General features: G+C 72.1%; 19 protein-coding genes. 11 read left to right on the top strand and 8 right to left on the bottom strand.

Going from position 1 to position 17,894, the window contains the following annotated elements; genetic code table 11:
* Positions 1-47: 47 nt before the first annotated feature.
* Positions 48-929, bottom strand: a complete 882-nt coding sequence (locus ACYC1Z_RS04315; RefSeq protein WP_461408308.1) for a DUF5926 family protein — start codon at positions 927-929, stop codon at positions 48-50.
* A gap of 186 nt (positions 930-1,115) precedes the next feature.
* On the opposite strand from ACYC1Z_RS04315, the gene pgm reads away from it, so the two are divergent.
* Entirely contained in the window at positions 1,116-2,795 is a 1,680-nt protein-coding gene (pgm, locus tag ACYC1Z_RS04320; protein WP_461408309.1) for a phosphoglucomutase (alpha-D-glucose-1,6-bisphosphate-dependent), read from the top strand.
* Positions 2,796-2,923: 128 nt separating this feature from the next.
* Entirely contained in the window at positions 2,924-4,135 is a 1,212-nt protein-coding gene (locus tag ACYC1Z_RS04325; protein ID WP_461408310.1) for an MFS transporter, read from the top strand.
* 63 nt (positions 4,136-4,198) lie between these two features.
* On the opposite strand, the gene ACYC1Z_RS04330 is transcribed toward ACYC1Z_RS04325, so the two are convergent.
* Positions 4,199-4,546: a cupin domain-containing protein gene (locus ACYC1Z_RS04330; protein WP_461408311.1), complete on the bottom strand. Its 348-nt coding sequence runs from the start codon at positions 4,544-4,546 to the stop codon at positions 4,199-4,201.
* Between the two features lie 327 nt (positions 4,547-4,873).
* On the opposite strand from ACYC1Z_RS04330, the gene ACYC1Z_RS04335 reads away from it, so the two are divergent.
* The 6 genes from ACYC1Z_RS04335 to ACYC1Z_RS04360 all read left to right on the top strand — a co-directional run bounded on the left by ACYC1Z_RS04335 (position 4,874) and on the right by ACYC1Z_RS04360 (position 9,995).
* Entirely contained in the window at positions 4,874-5,704 is an 831-nt protein-coding gene (locus tag ACYC1Z_RS04335) for a transporter substrate-binding domain-containing protein (RefSeq protein WP_461408312.1), read from the top strand.
* Positions 5,705-5,718: 14 nt separating this feature from the next.
* On the top strand, positions 5,719-6,504 hold the full coding sequence (locus tag ACYC1Z_RS04340) for an amino acid ABC transporter permease (protein WP_461408313.1): 786 nt from the start codon (positions 5,719-5,721) through the stop codon (positions 6,502-6,504).
* Positions 6,501-7,268: an amino acid ABC transporter ATP-binding protein gene (locus ACYC1Z_RS04345; protein WP_461408314.1), complete on the top strand. Its 768-nt coding sequence runs from the start codon at positions 6,501-6,503 to the stop codon at positions 7,266-7,268. Before ACYC1Z_RS04340 ends, ACYC1Z_RS04345 begins: the two co-directional genes overlap by 4 nt.
* A gap of 231 nt (positions 7,269-7,499) precedes the next feature.
* On the top strand, positions 7,500-8,405 hold the full coding sequence (locus ACYC1Z_RS04350) for an NUDIX hydrolase (RefSeq protein WP_461408315.1): 906 nt from the start codon (positions 7,500-7,502) through the stop codon (positions 8,403-8,405).
* A gap of 182 nt (positions 8,406-8,587) precedes the next feature.
* Entirely contained in the window at positions 8,588-8,821 is a 234-nt protein-coding gene (locus tag ACYC1Z_RS04355) for a DUF6458 family protein (RefSeq protein ID WP_461408316.1), read from the top strand.
* A gap of 91 nt (positions 8,822-8,912) precedes the next feature.
* A complete protein-coding gene (locus ACYC1Z_RS04360) occupies positions 8,913-9,995 on the top strand; it encodes an App1 family protein (protein ID WP_461408317.1) in 1,083 nt (360 codons plus the stop codon).
* 128 nt (positions 9,996-10,123) lie between these two features.
* On the opposite strand, the gene ACYC1Z_RS04365 is transcribed toward ACYC1Z_RS04360, so the two are convergent.
* The 3 genes from ACYC1Z_RS04365 to ACYC1Z_RS04375 all read right to left on the bottom strand — a co-directional run bounded on the left by ACYC1Z_RS04365 (position 10,124) and on the right by ACYC1Z_RS04375 (position 12,725).
* Positions 10,124-10,735 carry a zinc transporter gene (locus ACYC1Z_RS04365; RefSeq protein WP_461408318.1) on the bottom strand — a complete coding sequence of 204 codons (612 nt, stop codon included), beginning with the start codon at positions 10,733-10,735 and terminating at the stop codon, positions 10,124-10,126.
* Positions 10,736-10,937: 202 nt separating this feature from the next.
* On the bottom strand, positions 10,938-11,570 hold the full coding sequence (locus ACYC1Z_RS04370) for a DUF6318 family protein (RefSeq protein ID WP_461408319.1): 633 nt from the start codon (positions 11,568-11,570) through the stop codon (positions 10,938-10,940).
* 72 nt (positions 11,571-11,642) lie between these two features.
* The gene (locus ACYC1Z_RS04375; protein ID WP_461408320.1) at positions 11,643-12,725 is read right to left on the bottom strand and encodes a DNA polymerase IV; all 1,083 of its coding nucleotides are present in this window, start codon (positions 12,723-12,725) and stop codon (positions 11,643-11,645) included.
* Positions 12,726-13,108: 383 nt separating this feature from the next.
* On the opposite strand from ACYC1Z_RS04375, the gene ACYC1Z_RS04380 reads away from it, so the two are divergent.
* On the top strand, positions 13,109-13,594 hold the full coding sequence (locus ACYC1Z_RS04380) for an OsmC family protein (protein WP_461408321.1): 486 nt from the start codon (positions 13,109-13,111) through the stop codon (positions 13,592-13,594).
* A gap of 57 nt (positions 13,595-13,651) precedes the next feature.
* Here ACYC1Z_RS04380 and ACYC1Z_RS04385 read toward each other — a convergent pair whose 3' ends face one another.
* Together ACYC1Z_RS04385 and ACYC1Z_RS04390 are read right to left on the bottom strand one after the other, a co-directional pair.
* Entirely contained in the window at positions 13,652-13,918 is a 267-nt protein-coding gene (locus tag ACYC1Z_RS04385) for a metal-sensitive transcriptional regulator (RefSeq protein ID WP_461408322.1), read from the bottom strand.
* Between the two features lie 86 nt (positions 13,919-14,004).
* Entirely contained in the window at positions 14,005-14,406 is a 402-nt protein-coding gene (locus ACYC1Z_RS04390) for a DUF302 domain-containing protein (protein ID WP_461408323.1), read from the bottom strand.
* A gap of 61 nt (positions 14,407-14,467) precedes the next feature.
* On the opposite strand from ACYC1Z_RS04390, the gene ACYC1Z_RS04395 reads away from it, so the two are divergent.
* A complete protein-coding gene (locus ACYC1Z_RS04395; protein WP_461408324.1) occupies positions 14,468-14,857 on the top strand; it encodes a rhodanese-like domain-containing protein in 390 nt (129 codons plus the stop codon).
* Entirely contained in the window at positions 14,854-16,668 is a 1,815-nt protein-coding gene (locus tag ACYC1Z_RS04400) for an FAD-dependent oxidoreductase (RefSeq protein ID WP_461408325.1), read from the top strand. The genes ACYC1Z_RS04395 and ACYC1Z_RS04400 overlap by 4 nt, the downstream gene beginning before the upstream one ends.
* A 134-nt stretch (positions 16,669-16,802) precedes the next feature.
* On the opposite strand, the gene ACYC1Z_RS04405 is transcribed toward ACYC1Z_RS04400, so the two are convergent.
* On the bottom strand, positions 16,803-17,894 hold the full coding sequence (locus ACYC1Z_RS04405; RefSeq protein ID WP_461408326.1) for a GmrSD restriction endonuclease domain-containing protein: 1,092 nt from the start codon (positions 17,892-17,894) through the stop codon (positions 16,803-16,805).

Consider the following 17,894-nt stretch of genomic DNA (forward strand, 5'->3'; position numbering starts at 1 on the left):
GCGCTCCGGGCCCGGCTACGGCGAGCCGGGCCCGGGCGTCACCGGTGTCAGCGGAGGTTGACCTGGCGGGAGACGATGCCGGCGCGGGCGCGGCGCTCGTCCGCGGTGAGGGGCTCCTCGTCGGCGAGGGCGGCGTCGAGCTTCTTCTCGAACGCCTTCATGGGCTCGCTCAGCTCGGCGGCCTCGGTGCCCGGGGCGAGCTCCCACACGGGGATGAGGATCCCGCACGCGCGGAAGGCGCCGACGAACTTCGCCCCCTCGGTGACGGCGGACTCGCGCGCGGCGTGCAGCCGCGCGACGGCGTCGAGCACCTTCTCCTGCGCCTCGGGCCGGGCCCAGCGCACGAACTCGCGGGCGCCCATGCGCACCCAGTAGGCGGAGGCGACGCCGTCGACGGCGACGGTGGGCACGAGCGCCTCGCTGGCGTGCTCGAGGGCGTGCTCGACGTCGGCGTCGCGGTTGTCGTCGGGGGCGAGCCAGAACTCGAACGACTCCTGGATCCGCACCTCGAAGGGCACGGTGGTGTCGAGGACGTCCTGCAGCCGGGGGCCGGGCTCGGGCAGCTGCGCACCGGCGAGCGGCGTGCCGGGCTCGAGCTCGAGCGCCTCCAGCAGGGCCGCGGCGACGTCGCGGGAGGCGTCCCCGGAGCGCATGACCGTCTGGAGGGCCACGAGCACGGCACCGTCCTCACGGTGCAGGGCGCGGATGTTGTCGGGGAGCAGCGTGACGAGCTGGACCTCGCGGCTGCCGTACTCGGCGGTGGTCCGCACCGTGGCGGTCGCGGCGGGGATCACCTCGCACATGGCGACGATGTCCGCCTCACCGGGCAGGCCCTCGAAGGGGCGCTCGACGAACGGGACCTCCGGCCGCTTCGGCTTCGGGGTGCCCACGGGGGCGGACTGGCGCTTGCTGCGGCTCTTCTTACCCATGGCGCACAAGACTACGGTGCGGCGGGTCGGGCGGCGCACGTGCGCATCCTGACCCGTTCTCGGCACCGGGCCCGGCACCGGTCGCGGGCCCAGGCCGCCGGGCCGCCGGGCCGCCGGGCCGGGGGTAGGTGCGTCCGCGGGCGTAAGCCCTGCCCCCGGCGCCGGGTCGGTGGCAGGATCAGGACCATGCATGAGCGTGCCGGAACCCCAGCCCTGCCCGAGGACCTCATCGACCTCGACGCCGTCCTCTCCGCCTACTACGACCGGGAGCCCGACCTCGACGACGCCGCCCAGCACGTCGTCTTCGGCACCTCCGGCCACCGGGGCTCCAGCCTCGACGGCGCCTTCAACGAGGCCCACATCGTCGCCACCACCGCCGCGATCGTGGAGTACCGCCGCTCCCAGGCGATCGACGGCCCGCTGTTCATCGGCCGGGACACCCATGCGCTCTCCGACCCGGCCTGGCGCAGCGCCCTCGAGGTGCTGGCGGCCGCCGGCGTGGAGACCCGCATCGACGCGCGCGACTCGTGGACGCCGACCCCGGCCGTCTCCCACGCGATCCTGCGCGCCAACGGGGCCGGCACCTCCGGCGGCGTCCGGGCCGAGGGACCGGGCCGGGCCGACGGGATCGTGGTGACGCCGTCGCACAACCCGCCCCGGGACGGCGGGTTCAAGTACAACCCACCGCACGGCGGCCCGGCCGGCTCCGACGCCACGTCCTGGATCGCGGCCCGCGCGAACGAGATCCTGCGGACCGGTTGGAAGCAGGTGGCCCGCGTGCCGTTCGAACGGGCGGTCGCGGCGGAGACCACCCACAAGAACGACTACATCTCCGCCTACGTCGACGACCTGGAGAACGTGCTCGACATCGACGCGATCCGGTCGGCCGGCGTGCGCATCGGGGCGGACCCGCTCGGTGGCGCCTCGGTGGAGTACTGGGCGGCGATCGGTGAGCGCTACGGGCTGGACCTGACCGTCGTCAACCCGGCGGTGGACCCGCGCTGGTCCTTCATGACGCTGGACTGGGACGGCAAGATCCGGATGGACTGCTCCTCCCCGTTCGCGATGGCCTCCCTGCGGGAGAAGATGGGGACCGACGACGGGGCGTCGCCCTACGACATCGCCACCGGCAACGACGCCGACTCCGACCGGCACGGCATCGTCACCCCCGACGGTGGGCTGATGAACCCGAACCACTACCTCGCCGTCGCCATCGACTACCTGTTCACGCGCCGCCCGAGCTGGCCGGCCGGGGCAGCGATCGGCAAGACGCTCGTCTCCTCCGCGCTCATCGACCGGGTCGCCGAGGGTCTGGGGCGACGCCTGATCGAGGTGCCGGTCGGCTTCAAGTACTTCGTGCCCGGTCTGCTCGACGGCTCCGTCGGCTTCGGTGGCGAGGAGTCCGCCGGGGCGTCGTTCCTGCGCACCGACGGCACCGTGTGGACCACGGACAAGGACGGCATCCTCCTCGCCCTGCTCGCCGCCGAGATCCTGGCGGTGACGGGGCAGTCGCCCAGCGTCCGGCACGGTGAGCTCGTCGCGAGGTACGGGGCGAGCGAGTACGCCCGCGTCGACGCACCGGCGACGAAGGCGCAGAAGGCCCGGCTGGGCAAGCTGCAGCCGGGCGACGTGACGGCGACCGAGCTCGCCGGCGACGCGATCCTCGAGCGGCTCGTCAACGCGCCCGGGAACGGCGCAGCCATCGGCGGGCTGAAGGTGACGACCGAGAACGCCTGGTTCGCGGCGCGGCCCTCGGGCACGGAGGACGTGTACAAGATCTACGCCGAGTCCTTCCGGGGCCCGGACCACCTCGCGCAGGTCCAGGCCGAGGCCAAGCAGGTGGTGGACGCCGCACTGGCGGAGTAGTCCCGGCCGGCGGCGCGCTGATCCGACCACCGAGGGGTTGGCGCCGGCGGCGGGGAGCAGCGCTCCGCGGTGCCCGACGTCACCTGCGTGCGGTGTCGCCGGCCCGGCCCCGATGGGACAATGCGGTCGTGCCCAACCCGTATCGCGAGATCTTCCGCATCCCGGGCACGATCGCATTCTCCGCAGCGGGCCTGCTCGCCCGCTTCCCGGTGGCGATGGTGAGCATCGGCATCGTCCTGATGCTCTCCATGATGACCGGGTCCTACGCCCTCGCCGGCTCGGTCTCCGCGACCTTCGTGATCGCGCAGGCGATCTGCGCCCCGCAGCTGGCCCGCATGGTGGACCGGCACGGGCAGGCGAAGGTGATGGCGCCGTCGATCACCGTCAGCGCCGTCGGGCTGGCCGGCCTCGTCGGCGCCGCCGTGACCGAGGCGCCCACCTGGACGCTCTTCGCCGCCGCGATCCTCGCCGGCGGCACGATCGGCTCGATGGGTGCGCTCGTCCGGGCACGCTGGTCCGCCGTCGTCCACACCCCGCGGGAGCTGCACCGGGCGTACTCGCTGGAATCGGCGCTCGACGAGTCCACGTTCGCGCTCGGCCCGGTGGTGGCCACCACCCTGGCCACGACGGTCACGCCCTGGTCGGCCGTCGCCGCCGCGCTCGTGCTCATCCTGCTCGGCGGCTACCTCTTCCTCGGCCAGCGCAGCACCGAACCGGCGCCGGTCCTGGCCGAGAAGCACACCCAGGGCAGCGTCATGCGCTCGGGCGCGATGGTCGGGCTCGTGGTCGTGTTCATGTGCGTCGGCGGGATCTTCGGTGCGACGGACGTCGCGGTGGTGGCGTTCACCGCCGAGCGTGGCCGCCCCGAGCTGGCCGGTGTGTTGCTGGGCATCTTCTCGGCCGGCTCGATGATTGCCGGTCTGCTGTACGGGGCGAAGCTATGGACGGGGCCGGCGTGGCGGCGGTTCGTGGCCGGCGTCGTCGTGCTCGCCGTCGGGTCCTCACTGTTCCTGCTGGTCAACAGCCTGGTCGTGATGGCGGCGGTGATGTTCGTGACCGGCTTCGCCATCTCCCCGACGGTCATCAACGGCAACGCGCTCGTCCACCACACCGTGGCGCAGAACCGGCTGACCGAGGGTCTGACGTGGCTGAGCACCGGCATCAACTTCGGGGTCTCGATCGGCTCGTCCGTCGGTGGCGCGTTCATCGACGCCCAGGGCAGCCGCGGCGGGTTCACCTTCGTGGCGGCCAGCGGCGTGCTCGCGGTGGTCTTGGCACTCATTGCGTCCCCGGTGATCCGGCGCGGCGGTGAGACCACCGGGGCGCACCTGCCCTCCTGACCCGGGGCGCCACCTGCCCACCTGAGAAGGGTGGTGCGGGCTCGCGAAAGCGGTGCCGATGCGTCAGCGTGCCCGCTCGGGCCCGCCCCCCTGGCCGACGCCGGTGACCGTGGTCAGCAGGAACACCGCGTCCTCGAGGGCCTTGACCGAGTGCCGGTCGTGGGTGAGCAGGGCGATGCCGCCGGCGGCGAGCTCGTCGTGGTCCAGCGCCGTGACCCGCACGCGGCCGCGGAGCACCTGGATGCTCGCGGCGTCGGGAGAGTTGTGCTCGGCGAGCTCCTCGCCGGATCGGATCGCCAGGATCGACTGCCGCAACGGGCCGTCGTGGAGGATGAGCTCCGCGCTGCGGCCGTTGCTGCTGGCCAGTGCGGCAGTGAGGTGCAGGTCGATGAGGGTGGGCAGGTCCGCCATGACGCCTCCGGGCTCGTTCCTCGGGACGGGCACATCCGAGCAGCGCCCGCCGCCCACCCTGGCAGATTTTCCGGCGCCGCGACACCCGGCAGCTCGCGCCGATTCATCCCGTCTGTCCGGCTCGTCCCCGTGACGGATCCGATATCTGGGATCGGCACGTCGGCCGTTTGGCCCTGCCATGATCGTCTGCAACACTCCTGCAACACCGAGGAACCACGCCCGTATCGTCACGCTGGTGCCATGACCTGACACGTCACGCGGCGGACGCCCGGCCCGGCAACGCCGTTCACCCCGTCCCGCCCGTCAGCCCCAGCCACCGGAGGCACCATGTCCCGCCGTCTCACCCGCACCGCACTGACGCTGACCGCCGCGCTCGTGCTCGCCGCATGCGGTGGCGGCGGCACGGACGAAACGACGGACGGGGCCACCCCCGGAGACACCGCCGCCGCCGATCTCGGCCTGATCAAGGACGGCGTGCTGACCGCCTGCTCCGACGTGCCCTACCCGCCCTTCGAGATCGAGGACACGAGCGCACCCAGCGGGTACAGCGGCTTCGACATCGACCTCCTCCAGGCGGTCGCCGAGAACCTCGGCCTCGAGCTCCTGGTGCAGGACGTCAGCTTCGACGCCCTGCAGTCCGGCACCACGCTCGCCGCCGGGCAGTGCGACGTCGGCGCCTCGGCGATGACGATCACCGACGAGCGCAAGGCGAACATCGACTTCTCCGAGCCCTACTACGACTCGCTCCAGTCGCTGCTGGTCCCGACGGACTCGGGTATCGCGTCCATCGACGACCTCGCCGGCAAGACGGTCGGTGTCCAGCAGGGCACCACCGGCAAGAACTTCACCGAGGAGAACGCGCCCGACGGCACCGAGATCGTCGAGTACCCCAGCGACGGCGAGCTGTGGCCCGCGCTGCAGGCCCGCCAGATCGACGCGATCCTGCAGGACCTGCCGGTGAACGTCGAGCACGCCAACGCCGACGCGGACTACGTCCTCGTCGAGGAGTACCCGACCGACGAGCAGTATGGCTACGCCCTCGCCAAGGGCGAGCGGGTCGAGCTGCTCGCGGCCATCAACGAGCAGCTGGCGGCGCTGCGCGAGGACGGCACCTACCAGGAGATCTACGACTCCTACTTCGCCGCCGACGCCTCCTGACCTGAGGGTCCCCGATGCGCAAGACCGCCCGGCGCCGCCTCTACCGCGGCTCCATGTACGCCCTGTTCGTCGCCATCGTCATGGGCGTGGCGATGGCGACGGACTGGGAGCGGTTCACGAACCAGTTCCTGCGGTGGGACATCGCCGTCGAGCAGTTCCCGCAGATCATCACGATCGCCCTGAAGAACACGATCCTCTTCACGGTGATCTCGTTCGCCGGCGGGCTGGTGCTCGGCATCGTCATGGCGTTGCTCAAGCTCTCCTCGATCGCACCGTACCGCTGGTTCGCCACCGCCTACATCGAGCTGTTCCGGGGGCTGCCGGCGCTGCTGACCATCTTCGCGATGGCGTACATGATCCCGATCGCGCTGGGCATCCAGGTGCCCGGCGGGCAGGTCGGCGCCGGGCTGGTCGGGCTGATCCTGGTCGCATCGGCCTACATGGCCGAGGTGATCCGCTCCGGCATCCAGGCCGTGCCCAAGGGCCAGACGGAGGCGGCCCGGTCGCTGGGGATGTCCCCCGCCCGGACGATGTTCTGGGTGATCCTGCCGCAGGGCTTCCGCATCACGATCCCGCCGATGACCAACGAGTTCGTGCTGCTCCTGAAGGACACGTCCCTGCTGTTCATCGCCGGCTCCACCGTGTTCACCAAGGAGCTGACCACCTTCGCGCGGGACGGGCTGACCACCAACTCCAACGGCACCACGCTGGTCATGGCGGCCATGCTCTACCTGCTCATCACCATCCCGCTGACCCGCCTCGTCGCGGTGCTCGAGCGGAAGCTTGCGAGGACGAGATGACGACGGCGGACGGCTCACCATCCCCCACCCCGGGGGTCCCGGCGATCGAGATCCACGGCCTGCGGAAGAGCTTCGGGGACCACGAGGTCCTCAAGGGCATCGACCTGACCATCCAACCCGGCGAGGTGGTGTGCGTCGTCGGACCGTCCGGCTCCGGCAAGTCCACCCTGCTGCGGACGGTGAACCTCCTCGAGGAGCCGACCAGCGGCGTCGTCCTGATCGAGGGCGTCGATCTGACGGATCCCGAGGTCGACGTCGACCGGGTGCGCACCCGCATCGGGATGGTCTTCCAGCAGTTCAACCTCTTCCCGCACATGAGCGTCCTCGGCAACCTCACCATCGCCCAGCGCCGGGTGCTGGGGCGCTCGCGGGCCGAGGCCGAGGAGGTGGCACGGGAGCGCCTCGCCCGCGTGGGTCTGTCCGACAAGGTCGACGCCTATCCCGCCCACCTCTCGGGCGGCCAGCAGCAGCGGGTGGCGATCGCCCGCTCGCTGGCGATGAACCCGGACATGATGCTGTTCGACGAACCGACGTCGGCGCTCGACCCGGAGCTCGTCGGCGAGGTGCTCGACGTCATGCAGGTGCTCGCCTCCTCGGGCATGACGATGATGGTCGTCACCCACGAGATGGGCTTCGCCCAGGAGGTGGGCGACCGCGTGGTCTTCATGGACGACGGCGCCGTCGTCGAGGAGGGTGCGCCCCGGGAGGTGCTGCGGAACCCGCAGCACCCGCGGACGCAGGCCTTCCTGTCGAAGGTCCTCTGAGCCTCGCGGCAAGCGGGATTTCTCGAGCGTGCAGGTGTTCGAGGGCTGGGCCCGCGTCCGCCGTACCCGCAGCAGCATCCGGCGCACCGAGGGCCGGCGTCCAGCACGCCCGGGAGCCCACCCTCGGCACGCCGGTGAGCCCGTGTCCGGCACGCCGGTGTGCCGGGACTTGGCATGATGGTGGCTCAGGCGGCGCCAACTCCCGGCGGCGGACACGACAGGAGGCGGTGCGTGAGCGAGAACCACGCCGGCGCCGTCGCCGCCGAGCTGGTCGCCGTCATCACCGCCGTCCACGACGGCACCCCGCACGTCCTGACGACGGCGGGTGGACGCCACCTCCCGGCCGGGCCGCTCCAGCCCGGCCATTCGATGCAGGCGGGCATGCGCTCGTGGGTCGAGCGTCAGACGGGGTACCAGCTCGGCTACGCCGAGCAGCTCTACACGTTCGCGGATCGCGACCGCGGCGAGATGCCCGTCCTGGAGATCTCCTACCTCGGCCTGACGAGGGTCCCGCGGATCACGACGCCGTGGCGCAGCTGGTACGAGTACCTGCCCTGGGAGGACCGGCGCGGCGACCACCAGGAGCAGGCGGCCGCGATCGGGCAGCACCTCCTGCACTGGGTGGGGGTGTCGCGCCCGCACGAGCGCGCTCGCAAGTACCAGCGCGCGTGCGTGACGTTCGGGCTCGACGGTCATCCGTGGAGCCCCGGCCTCGCGCTGCAGCGCTACGAGCTCTTGTACGAGATCGGGATCGTGCCCGAGTCCGGTGCCCCGACCGGCAGTTCGCTGCCCGCGGTGGTGACCGGCACGACCATGGACCGACACCATCGGCGCATCCTCGCCACCGGCCTCGCCCGGCTGCGCGCCAAGATCCAGTACCGGCCGGTCGTCTTCGAGCTGATGCCCGAGACGTTCACGCTCGGCAACCTGCAGACGACGGTCGAGGCGCTCGCCGGCCAGCACCTGCACAAGCAGAACTTCCGCCGTCTGGTGGAGCAGCAGGAGCTCGTGGAGGAGACCGGCCAGGTCGACGTCGCGACCGGCGGCAGGCCTGCCCGCCTCTTCCGCTTCCGCCGGGCCGTCCTGGACGAGCGCGAGGCGGCCGGCACCAAGCTCCCGCTGTCACGCAGCAGCTGACGAGCGGGCCGCGAGGTCGGGCGCCACCGGCGTGGCGAAGGTGGGGCCCGACGGCGGCGGCATGCTCGGCGCCGGCGGCCAGGTCCATGCGCTCCGCGTGCTCTCCGCGTGCGGACCGCCGCCACTGCCGGGACCCTGGACGTCACCGACCCGCACCGTGGGTCCGACCTGAAGGAGCAGACATGGGCATCGGAGCAGGCATCTTCCTTCTCGCCGTCGGCGCGATCCTCGCGTTCGCCGTGCAGGACGTGATCTCCGGCGTCGACCTGACGATGATCGGCTACATCTGCATGGCGGCCGGGGCACTCGCGCTGATCGTCGCGCTGGTCATGAACAGGCAGCGCACCAACACCAGCCACACCGAGCACATCGAGCGTCGCGAGGACCGCCACCTCCACGATGACGGCCTGGCATGAGCGTGCCGCGCTGACGCCGGGGACACTCCGGACGAACCGGCCGGCCCACGCGGCCGGCGCGGTGCGCCGTCGGCACCCCTAACCTGTGGCCATGGGAATCTCGTGGATCGGCATGGCGCTCGACGACGAGATCAACCGTCGCAGCGTGGTGTTCCTGCGCGACCGGGGCTGGCGCCCGCGCACGATCGGGCTGACCGGGTACGGCTCGGTCCAGTCGTTGCACGTCCTGGGTCGCGTCGTCATGGCCGATCCGGACAAGCCGGTGGACGACGCCGTCGCCCCGGTCGGGCCGATCAACCTCGCCGCCGAGGCGCAGCGGGGTTGGCGCGCGTTCTTCACCGCGCAGGTCGGCCACCTACCCGTGGTGGTCCGTGCCGGCACGCAGGAGGTCTCCACCCAGACCGACCGGGGTGGGTACATCGACGTCATGGTCCGCGACCACGGGCTGGCGCCGGGGTGGCACGAGGTGACGATCGAGGCCCGGGCGGCCGCCCCGGTGACGGCGCAGGTCCTCGTGGTGGACCCGGACGTGCGCGAGGGCATCATCTCCGACATCGACGACACGATCGTGGTGACGATGCTGCCGCGAGCGTTCCTCGCGGCCTGGAACACGTTCGTGCGGCACACCGACGCGCGCCGAGCGGTGCCCGGGATGGCGGAGCTGTACCGGACGATTTTGGTGGGCAAGCCCACGGTGCCGGTGTTCTACCTCTCGACCGGTGCGTGGAACGTGGTGCCGACGCTGAAGTCGTTCATGCACGCACACGGCTACCCCGACGGACCGATGCTCATGACCGACTGGGGGCCGACGACGACGGGTCTGTTCCGTTCGGGCATCGAGCACAAGCGCACCCAGCTCCGGAACCTCCTGATCACGTTCCCGCAGATCCGGTGGCTGCTCGTCGGCGACGACGGCCAGCACGACCCGATGATCTACGACGAGGTGGCCCGTGAGCATCCGCGGCACATCGCCGCCATCGCCATCCGTGAGCTCTCGCCGACGGAGCAGGTCCTCTCGCACGGCACCACGGAGGCGATCGACGAGCCGGCGCCGTTACGCAACGCCGAGTCCGAGCACGGTGTGCCGACGGTGCGCGGGCGGGACGGGTACGCGCTGGCGCGGGTGCTGCCGCGGGTTCTGGCGGCCGAGCGGGAGCGGCTCCGGCCCTCCTGACGCGCGCGGGCCTCACCGGCCCGGTCCCGGCGGCGGCACACCTGGGGAGCAGACGGTCCTATCAATTCTCTACCCGCCCCGGGCGTCGGCCTGGAGGCAACCCGCGGCTTCATGCCAGGCCGGTGAGGCTACGGTGCGGCGACGAGTGACGGGGTCGCCGTGGCGACCTCGAACGGGTCCGAGACCTCCGTGGTGGTGGCGAGGCCCTGGACCGGCTGCCACACGCCGGCACCGGCCACGTCGAAGACCCCGGCCCACCGGGTCGTCAACGTCACCTGCGCCGCGTCCTGGGCCTGCGTGTAGGTGTGCCCCACCGTGTGGTCGGGCCAGGGTGCGCCAGGGTCCGTGGTCGTCACCGGCGGCGATCCGTCTCCGAAGTCCCAGGTGAAGTCCACCGGCGTCATCCGGACCGCCACCGGGGTATCGAGGACCGTGAGGTCGAATGTCTGCTCCGCCGCCGTCGTCCACACGATGGTGTCGATGTTGACCAGCACCCACTCCCGGTCCGGCTGCACCTGCAACCCGCCCGGCGCCACGATCAGGTGCTGGACGTCCTCGGCGGTCAAGACGATGGGGGCGACATCGGGCTCGCCGGCGTCAGGAGGGAGGATGGTGACGAGCTGGCCGCCAAAATTCTCCGGCCGGTTGGCGGTGGGGCCACAGCCGGAGAAGTCCTGCAGATACAGGTGCTCGTCCGCGTTCACAAGGGTGAAGCGGACACAGTCGTACTCGATTTCCATGCTGCCCCCGCCACCCGCAGCAGTCCCTCCTCGCCCGGAAGTCGACTCCTCATTGGAACCGGTAAAGGAGGCAGAGTCCCCCGTAGCTTCCCCTCCGATATGGGGGTCACCGGGATCCTGGAGTGACGTGGGGGTCGCGGCCAGCACGACCGCCACGGTCACCGCTGAAATTGCAGACCCGAACGCTCGAAAGCGCCACGCGCTACTCACCACCGACATAGTCCCCGGTCTCGCCCTCGCGAACAATCCACTGATCCGATACGCGGCCGACAGCGAGCTTGAGCATGGTGGTTCCACCTGCGCTCTCAGGCCGCCGCCCAGCCTCACCGACCGCAATAGTGGGCTGCTGGCTTATCCCAATATTGACCTGAAAGAACTCGTATCCAGGTGCGGGATCATTCCCCGTGACCTCCAATATGTCGATCTCGCCGCCTTCCAGGTGCTCGCCCGCAGCGACAAGTTCTCCTACGTTGTCGATCACGCTGGTACAGAAGATGCACTCGGGGTGCGACATCGCCTTCCACTCGGTCAGATCACCCGTGGCATACACGTACGGATACAGCTCCGTGAAATACACGGCCGCTGCCTCGGCCCCCGCCACATCGTCCCGACGCATCGCGTCCGACGGCGTCGGCTTGACGACCTCGGGCGGCTCGGGTGTCGCCGTCTCCGTCGGCCCGTCGGTGGGCTCGGCGGTGGCATCCGGCCTGCTCGTCGATGGCGTCGGTATCGGTTCCACGCCGTTGCTCCCGGTACACCCGGTCAGCGCACCGGCGGCCAGCACCCCCGCCACGCAGGCCAGCACTCCGTGTCGTCGTCGCTCCCCCAAGCTCATGACCCCCGAACGTAGCGGTACCGTCCATCCGCTCGCTCGGGTTTGGGCCGGCTTGTGGACAGCGCCCCGGACTCACAGCCGCCCGCGCACCGGCGTGCGCTCGGCGGGGTCAGGGCCGTCGGGCATGACCCTCTCGGCGCGCACACCGAGGAGCCGGATCTCGCGCCCGGGCTCCAGCCGCCCGGCGAGGGCGAGTGCCGCCCCCACCACCTCGCCCCGCTCGACCGTGGGCGCGGGCAGCTTCCTCCCCGTCACCTTGGTGGTGAAGGGGGCGTAGCGGACCTTGAGGGTGACCCGGAAGACGGGCCGCCCCTCGCGGGCGGTGTCCGCGAAGACCTGGTCGGCGAGCTCGCGCACCGCCGCGTCCACCTGCGCGGGCGTGGTGAGGTTGTGCTGGTACGTCCGCTCCCGGCTGTGTCCGCGGGCAACCCAGGGCGCGTCGTCGACGACGGCCGGCCCGATCCCCCGGCCGAGCTCGTGGTACCAGACCCCCATCCGGGGCCCGAACTCGGCGACGAGCACCTCCGCCGGCGCCGCTGCGAGCTGTGCCACCGTGCCTATCCCGTACCGGGCGAGCCGCCGCGACACCTTCGCTCCCACGCCCCACAGGTCCCGGGTGGGCCGCTCCCCCATCACCTCGAACCAGTTGGCCGCGCTCAGCCGGAACACCCCGCGCGGCTTGCCGAACCCGGTGGCGATCTTCGCCCGCACCTTGTTGTCCCCGATCCCCACCGAGCAGTGCAGCGCGGTCGAAGCGAGCACCGCGGCCTGTGCGCGACGGGCCAGGGCCTCCGGGTCGTCGGTGGTGACCCCGAGGAAGGCCTCGTCCCAGCCGAGCACCTCGACGACGACGCCGAGGTCCCGCAGCGTCGCCATCACCTGCTCCGACGCCGCCTCGTAGGCCGGGGCATCGACGGGGAGGAAGACGGCGTCGGGCACCTTACGGACGGCGATCTTCATCGGCATCCCCGAGCCGACCCCGAACTCCCGGGCCTCATAGGACGCGGTGGCGACGACGGCGCGCTCGGTCGGGTCGCCGCGCCCGCCGACGACGACCGGCAGCCCGGCCAGTTCCGGGCGACGCAGCACCTCGACCGCGGCGATGAACTGGTCGAGGTCGACGTGCAGCACCCAGGCCCGGGCACCCTCGCTCATGCCATCGAGTGTGGCCCTACCCCGCCAGGGCGTCAGCCGGGGCCGCCGCACAGGTTGAGGCCGACGTCGCCGTCGTGCAACAGAACCCGGGCGCCGTCCCGTCCGTCGGGACGCCGGGGTAGGACCATCTCACCGAGCCACCGCACACGGCGCAGGCGCACCACCGCGGTTAACGTCCCCAGCGACGATCACCACGACGACGCGGAGCCACCGCAACAAGGGGGTACGGCCGATGCGCATCCAGTCCGCAGGCCCGGCGCTGCGCTGTCGAATGCGTGGCCGCGCGCCGCGTCGCTGACCCGTTCCGGTCGGTACCGACGCCGGCGCGCGGGACCCCGCCCGGCTCAGCACACCGCCCCACCATCCCCGATCGGAGCACCACCATGACCACGACCTCCACCGTCATCGCCGACCCGACTCCCCGCATCGCCGACTTCACCGTCGCGGGCACCTGGCGGGACCGGTTCTCCACCGACGTCACGGCGCGCGACTTCGCGTTCACCGTCGCCGAGCCCGATTCCATCGGGGGAACCGATGAGGCCCCCAATCCCATCGAGTACCTGCTCGGCTCCCTCAACGGCTGCATCAGCGTGGTCGTGGAGTCGGTCGCGGAGGAGCTGGGCATCACCGTCGAGGCGCTGTCCACCCACGCGACCGGTTCGCTCGACCTGCGCGGGTTCCGCGGCACGGCCGACGTCTCCCCGCACTTCCAGCAGTTGACGATCACGCTCACGCTGACCTCGGGGGCACCCGTGGACGCGCTGGCGGAGCTGCGCACCCTGGTGCTGCGCCGGTGCCCGGTGTTCAACCTCATCAAGGACGCCGGCGTCGACCTGCGCGAGGAGTGGACGTTCCTCCCCGCCGGCTGAGGCGACCCACGTGGGCCCCGGCCCTGGCACCTGCCCGGGCCGGGCCCCACGTCGTGCTCAGGCGAGCGAGAGGAAGAGCTTCTCGAGCTTCTGGACGTCGAGGGTCTCTTCGCCATCCTCGGTGTCCGTGAGGCACCGGCGCATATTCGAGGCGATGATGGCGAAGCCGGCGCGGTCCAGCGCCTTGCTGACCGCGGAGAGCTGGGTGATGACGTCCTCACACTCCCGGCCCTCGTCCAGCATCTTGATGACCCCGGCAAGCTGGCCCTGGGCGCGCTTGAGCCGGTTGATGACCTTGCCCATGTCCGTGCGGTCGAGCTCCATGACTACCTCCTCGAGACCCTCGGCCCAGGATACCCTGGCGGGTACCGGTTCCCCGGGGGGTAGGCAGCAACCGCGCGACGGTCGCGTCACACCGCGCCCTCGAGGCTGGCGAGCGCCGAGCGCAGCTTCAGTGCGGCGTCGTCCGCGACGGAGGCGAGCGCAGTATTGCCCGTGACCCCGACCATCACCTGCGGGTCGAGCGCCTCCACCACCACACCGTCAGCGACGGAGCGCACGACGACGTTGCACGGCAGGAGCAGCCCGATCGACTCCTCGGCGGAGAGGGCACGGTGGGCGAGCGGCGGGTTGCACGCGCCGAGGATCACCTGCGGCTCGATGTCGACGTCGAGCTTCTCCTTGAGCGTGGCGGCCATGTCGATCTCGGTGAGGACGCCGAAGCCCTGCGCGGCGAGCGCCTCGCGGACGGCGCTGAGGGCCGCCTCGAAGGACTGGTCGAGCGTGACGGAAATACCGTAGGTGGTGGTCATGGTTACCCCTTCGATTGGATACCCCATAGGGTATGTCAGAGGACATCGAAAGGAAACCCCCATGACCACCTCCCCCGCCCCCACCCCGCCCACGTCGTTCGTCGACAGGCTGCGCCGACTCTTCGGCCGCTCCGCCGACGGCGCTCTGGGCAGGAGCGTGGACGCGGCACGGGCCGTCGCACTGGTCCGGGACGGCGCCGCCCTCGTGGACGTGCGCGAACGCGCCGAGTGGCGCAGCGGCCACGCACCGCAGGCGGTGCACATCCCGCTCGGCGAAATCACCACGCGCGCCAACCGCCTGCACAAGGACCGGCCGGTCGTCGTGATGTGTGCGACCGGGATGCGCTCGCGCACGGGCGCCAAGCAGCTGCGCTCCCTCGGCTACGAGGCCACCTCGCTCTCCGGCGGCATCGGAGCGTGGCAGCGCGCCGGTGGGGCGGTGCGCCGATGAACGCCCCGACGCCTGCGCGCCGCATCGTCATCGTCGGCGGTGTGGCCGGCGGCATGAGCGCCGCGGCCCGGGCCCGCCGGCTCGACGAGCATGCCAAGATCGTCGTCCTCGAGCAGGGCGACCACGTCTCCTTCGCCAACTGCGGCCTGCCGTACCACCTCTCCGGCGAGATCGGCACGCGGGACGCCCTGCTGCTGCACACCCCGGAGACCCTGGCCGCCACCCTCGACCTCGATGTGCGCACCGGACACCGCGTCGCCTCGATCGACCGCGCCATCGAGGAGGTGAGCGTGGAGACGGCGCAGGGCACCTACCGTCTCCCCTACGACGCCCTCCTGCTCGCGCCCGGGGCCACCGCCGTGCGGCCCCCCATCGAAGGTCTCGACCACCCCGGTGTGCACGCGCTGCGGACCATCCCCGACGTCGACGACGTGCGCGCGGCGGTCGACCACCTGCTCGCCGGCCGGACCGGGAGCGAGCCGCCCGTGGCGGTCGTGGTCGGCGCCGGCTTCATCGGCCTCGAGGCCGTCGAGGCGCTGACCTCGCGCGGCCTGCGGGTGCACCTCGTCGAGCTCGCCGACCACGTCCTGCCCCCGCTCGACGCCGAGCTGGCGCCCCTGCTCGCCGACGAGCTCGCCGCCCACGGCGTCAAGGTGCACCTGTCCGTCGGGGCCCAGTCGATCATGCCCGTCGCTGCGCTCGCCGGCGTCGACGGCAGTGCGCCCACGAACATCGCTGGCCGCATGCCCGCACGCACGAGCGATGGCGGCGCGGGCGGCCCCGTCGTCGTCCGCCTTTCCGACGGCGCGCACGTGACCGCGGATCTCGTGGTCGTCAACGTCGGGGTGCGCCCGGCCTCCTCGCTCGCCCGCGACGCCGGGCTCGACCTCGGCCCCACCGGTGCCATCCGCGTCGACGGCGACCAGCACACCTCGGACCCGCACATCTGGGCGGTGGGCGACGCCGTCGAGGTCTCGCACGCGGTCACCGGGCTCACGAGCCCCGTGCCGCTCGCCGGGCCGGCCAACCGGCAGGGCCGCCGGGCCGCGGACAGCATCTGCGGACACCGCACCACGCCACAGGCCAGCGTGCTCGGCACCGCGATCGTGCGCGTGTTCGGCCTCACGGCCGCCGTCACCGGGGCCAGCCAGGCCGCGCTGCGCACGGCCGGCATCGAGCACGAGGTGGTGCATCTGCACCCCAGCCACCACGCCGGGTACTACCCGGGTGCCGAGCAGATCCACCTCGTGGCCAGCTTCGCACCGGACGGCACGCTGCTCGGCGCGCAGGCCGTGGGCCGCGACGGCGTCGACAAGCGGATCGACGTCCTGGCGACGGCGCTGCGCGCGGGCATGGGAGCCGACGACCTGGCCGAGCTCGAGCTGGCCTACGCGCCGCCGTTCGGGTCGGCCAAGGACCCGGTGAACATGCTGGGGTTCGTCGCCCAGAACGCCCTCGACGGCACGATGCCGCAGTGGCAGGCCCGGGACCTCGACGTGGCCCGCGAGCGCACCCTGATCCTGGACGTGCGCTCGCGCGGCGAGCACGCTGCCGGCCACCTCGAAGGGTCGCTGAACATCCCGCACACCGAGCTGCGGGAACGTCTGGACGAGGTCCGCGACGCCGCCGCGGGCCGCCCGGTCAGCGTGTACTGCGCCTCGGGGGTGCGCTCCTACCTCGCCACCCGGATCCTGCGGGGCGAGGGGTTCGACGCCCGCAACCTCTCCGGCGGCTGGCTCACCCTCGTCACGGCACGCCCCGACGTCGCTGCCGCGCCGCGGACGGGCGTGACGGAGCAGGTCCCGGCCTAAGGCCCTCGACCTGCGGTCATCGGCCGCGATCGCCGGGCACCACGGCGGGGCCCGGGCGGGCGAGTCTCCCGCCCGGGCCCCGTCGATCGTCACGGCACGGGCCGCTCGCGTCGCCGACGCTATCCGGTGGCGGCTCAGCGTTCGCAGGCGACGCCGTCCGAGTCGCCGTCGCGGTACCAGTCGTACTCCGGGTCCACGCCCGCCACGTAGTCGCCGAGGCCGGCGGCCTTGGCCTCCTTGCACGTACCGAACCGGGGGTCGGTGCCCGCGCCGGCCGGCGCAGGTGCCGGGGCAGGTGCAGGTGCCGGGGCCGGGGCCGGTGGAGGAACGGACGCCGCGAGCTCGGGCATGAGCGGCGCCGTCGCGCGCTCGGGCAGCGGCTGGTCCGGGCATAGCCTGAGTACCCGCACCATCGCGTCCCGTTCGGCCTCGGTCACCCACAGCCCGTACTCGACCTTCACCGCCACCTGCCGGGCGACGTAGGCGCACCGGTAGGTCTTGTCGGGCGGCAGCCAGGTGGCGGTGTCACCGTCCCCCTTCTGGGCGTTGAGCGGTCCGTCGACGGCGAGCAGGTTCAGCGGGTCGTTGCCGAACTCGCGCAGGGTCGAGGTGACCCAGCCCTGCGCACCCTTCTGCCAGGCGTCGCTGAGGGCGACGACGTGGTCGATCTGGACGTCGCCGGACGTCGCCGCGCCGCGGGTGAACGCGATGGCGGTGCCCGAGTACGGATCGTTCAGGGTGCCGCGCTCCACCACGCAACCATTCGTCCCGGGACCGACCACCAAGCCGACCAGGTCGCGACGGAGGATGTCGTTGCGGATGTCACAACCGTTGCGGTCCTGGTCGTAGGCGCGGTAGGCGAACGCGTCGCGGTCGTACCCGGTCTTCGGCGCCCGGCCCTTGACCTCGAGGCCGGCGACGGCGGCCAGGGCGCTGCCGGGGGGCGCCTGCGGCGCGGCGTCGGACGTCGGGGCTACCGAGGGATCGGGGGTCGCGGTATCCGTCGGCGCGGGCGTGGGCTCTCCCGCCGCGACGGGCACGGGCGGCGCCGTCGTCGTCGGCCCGGCCCCAGCCGGCGCCGAGGTGGTGCTGCTCGCCGAGGCGGCGGGCGAGTCCGGCGCCGACCCGTCCAGCGCGTCACCGATGCCGGCGACCACCGCGACGGCGGCGGCCAGGAGGATCGGCATGCGCCACCGCGGGCGGCGTCTGCGCCCAGCCTCATCCAT

Source organism: Georgenia sp., from assembly GCF_054605595.1.

What these genes read in the sequence shown, in the direction of transcription:
- ACYC1Z_RS04315 (WP_461408308.1), bottom strand. Translation starts at nt 929, where the DNA reads ATGGGTAAGAAGAGCCGCAGCAAGCGCCAGTCCGCCCCCGTGGGCACC.
- pgm (WP_461408309.1), top strand. Translation starts at nt 1,116, where the DNA reads ATGCATGAGCGTGCCGGAACCCCAGCCCTGCCCGAGGACCTCATCGAC.
- ACYC1Z_RS04330 (WP_461408311.1), bottom strand. Translation starts at nt 4,546, where the DNA reads ATGGCGGACCTGCCCACCCTCATCGACCTGCACCTCACTGCCGCACTG.
- ACYC1Z_RS04335 (WP_461408312.1), top strand. Translation starts at nt 4,874, where the DNA reads ATGTCCCGCCGTCTCACCCGCACCGCACTGACGCTGACCGCCGCGCTC.
- ACYC1Z_RS04340 (WP_461408313.1), top strand. Translation starts at nt 5,719, where the DNA reads ATGCGCAAGACCGCCCGGCGCCGCCTCTACCGCGGCTCCATGTACGCC.
- ACYC1Z_RS04345 (WP_461408314.1), top strand. Translation starts at nt 6,501, where the DNA reads ATGACGACGGCGGACGGCTCACCATCCCCCACCCCGGGGGTCCCGGCG.
- ACYC1Z_RS04355 (WP_461408316.1), top strand. Translation starts at nt 8,588, where the DNA reads ATGGGCATCGGAGCAGGCATCTTCCTTCTCGCCGTCGGCGCGATCCTC.
- ACYC1Z_RS04360 (WP_461408317.1), top strand. Translation starts at nt 8,913, where the DNA reads ATGGGAATCTCGTGGATCGGCATGGCGCTCGACGACGAGATCAACCGT.
- ACYC1Z_RS04365 (WP_461408318.1), bottom strand. Translation starts at nt 10,735, where the DNA reads ATGGAAATCGAGTACGACTGTGTCCGCTTCACCCTTGTGAACGCGGAC.
- ACYC1Z_RS04370 (WP_461408319.1), bottom strand. Translation starts at nt 11,570, where the DNA reads ATGAGCTTGGGGGAGCGACGACGACACGGAGTGCTGGCCTGCGTGGCG.
- ACYC1Z_RS04375 (WP_461408320.1), bottom strand. Translation starts at nt 12,725, where the DNA reads ATGAGCGAGGGTGCCCGGGCCTGGGTGCTGCACGTCGACCTCGACCAG.
- ACYC1Z_RS04380 (WP_461408321.1), top strand. Translation starts at nt 13,109, where the DNA reads ATGACCACGACCTCCACCGTCATCGCCGACCCGACTCCCCGCATCGCC.
- ACYC1Z_RS04385 (WP_461408322.1), bottom strand. Translation starts at nt 13,918, where the DNA reads ATGGAGCTCGACCGCACGGACATGGGCAAGGTCATCAACCGGCTCAAG.
- ACYC1Z_RS04390 (WP_461408323.1), bottom strand. Translation starts at nt 14,406, where the DNA reads ATGACCACCACCTACGGTATTTCCGTCACGCTCGACCAGTCCTTCGAG.
- ACYC1Z_RS04395 (WP_461408324.1), top strand. Translation starts at nt 14,468, where the DNA reads ATGACCACCTCCCCCGCCCCCACCCCGCCCACGTCGTTCGTCGACAGG.
- ACYC1Z_RS04400 (WP_461408325.1), top strand. Translation starts at nt 14,854, where the DNA reads ATGAACGCCCCGACGCCTGCGCGCCGCATCGTCATCGTCGGCGGTGTG.
- ACYC1Z_RS04405 (WP_461408326.1), bottom strand. Translation starts at nt 17,894, where the DNA reads ATGGATGAGGCTGGGCGCAGACGCCGCCCGCGGTGGCGCATGCCGATC.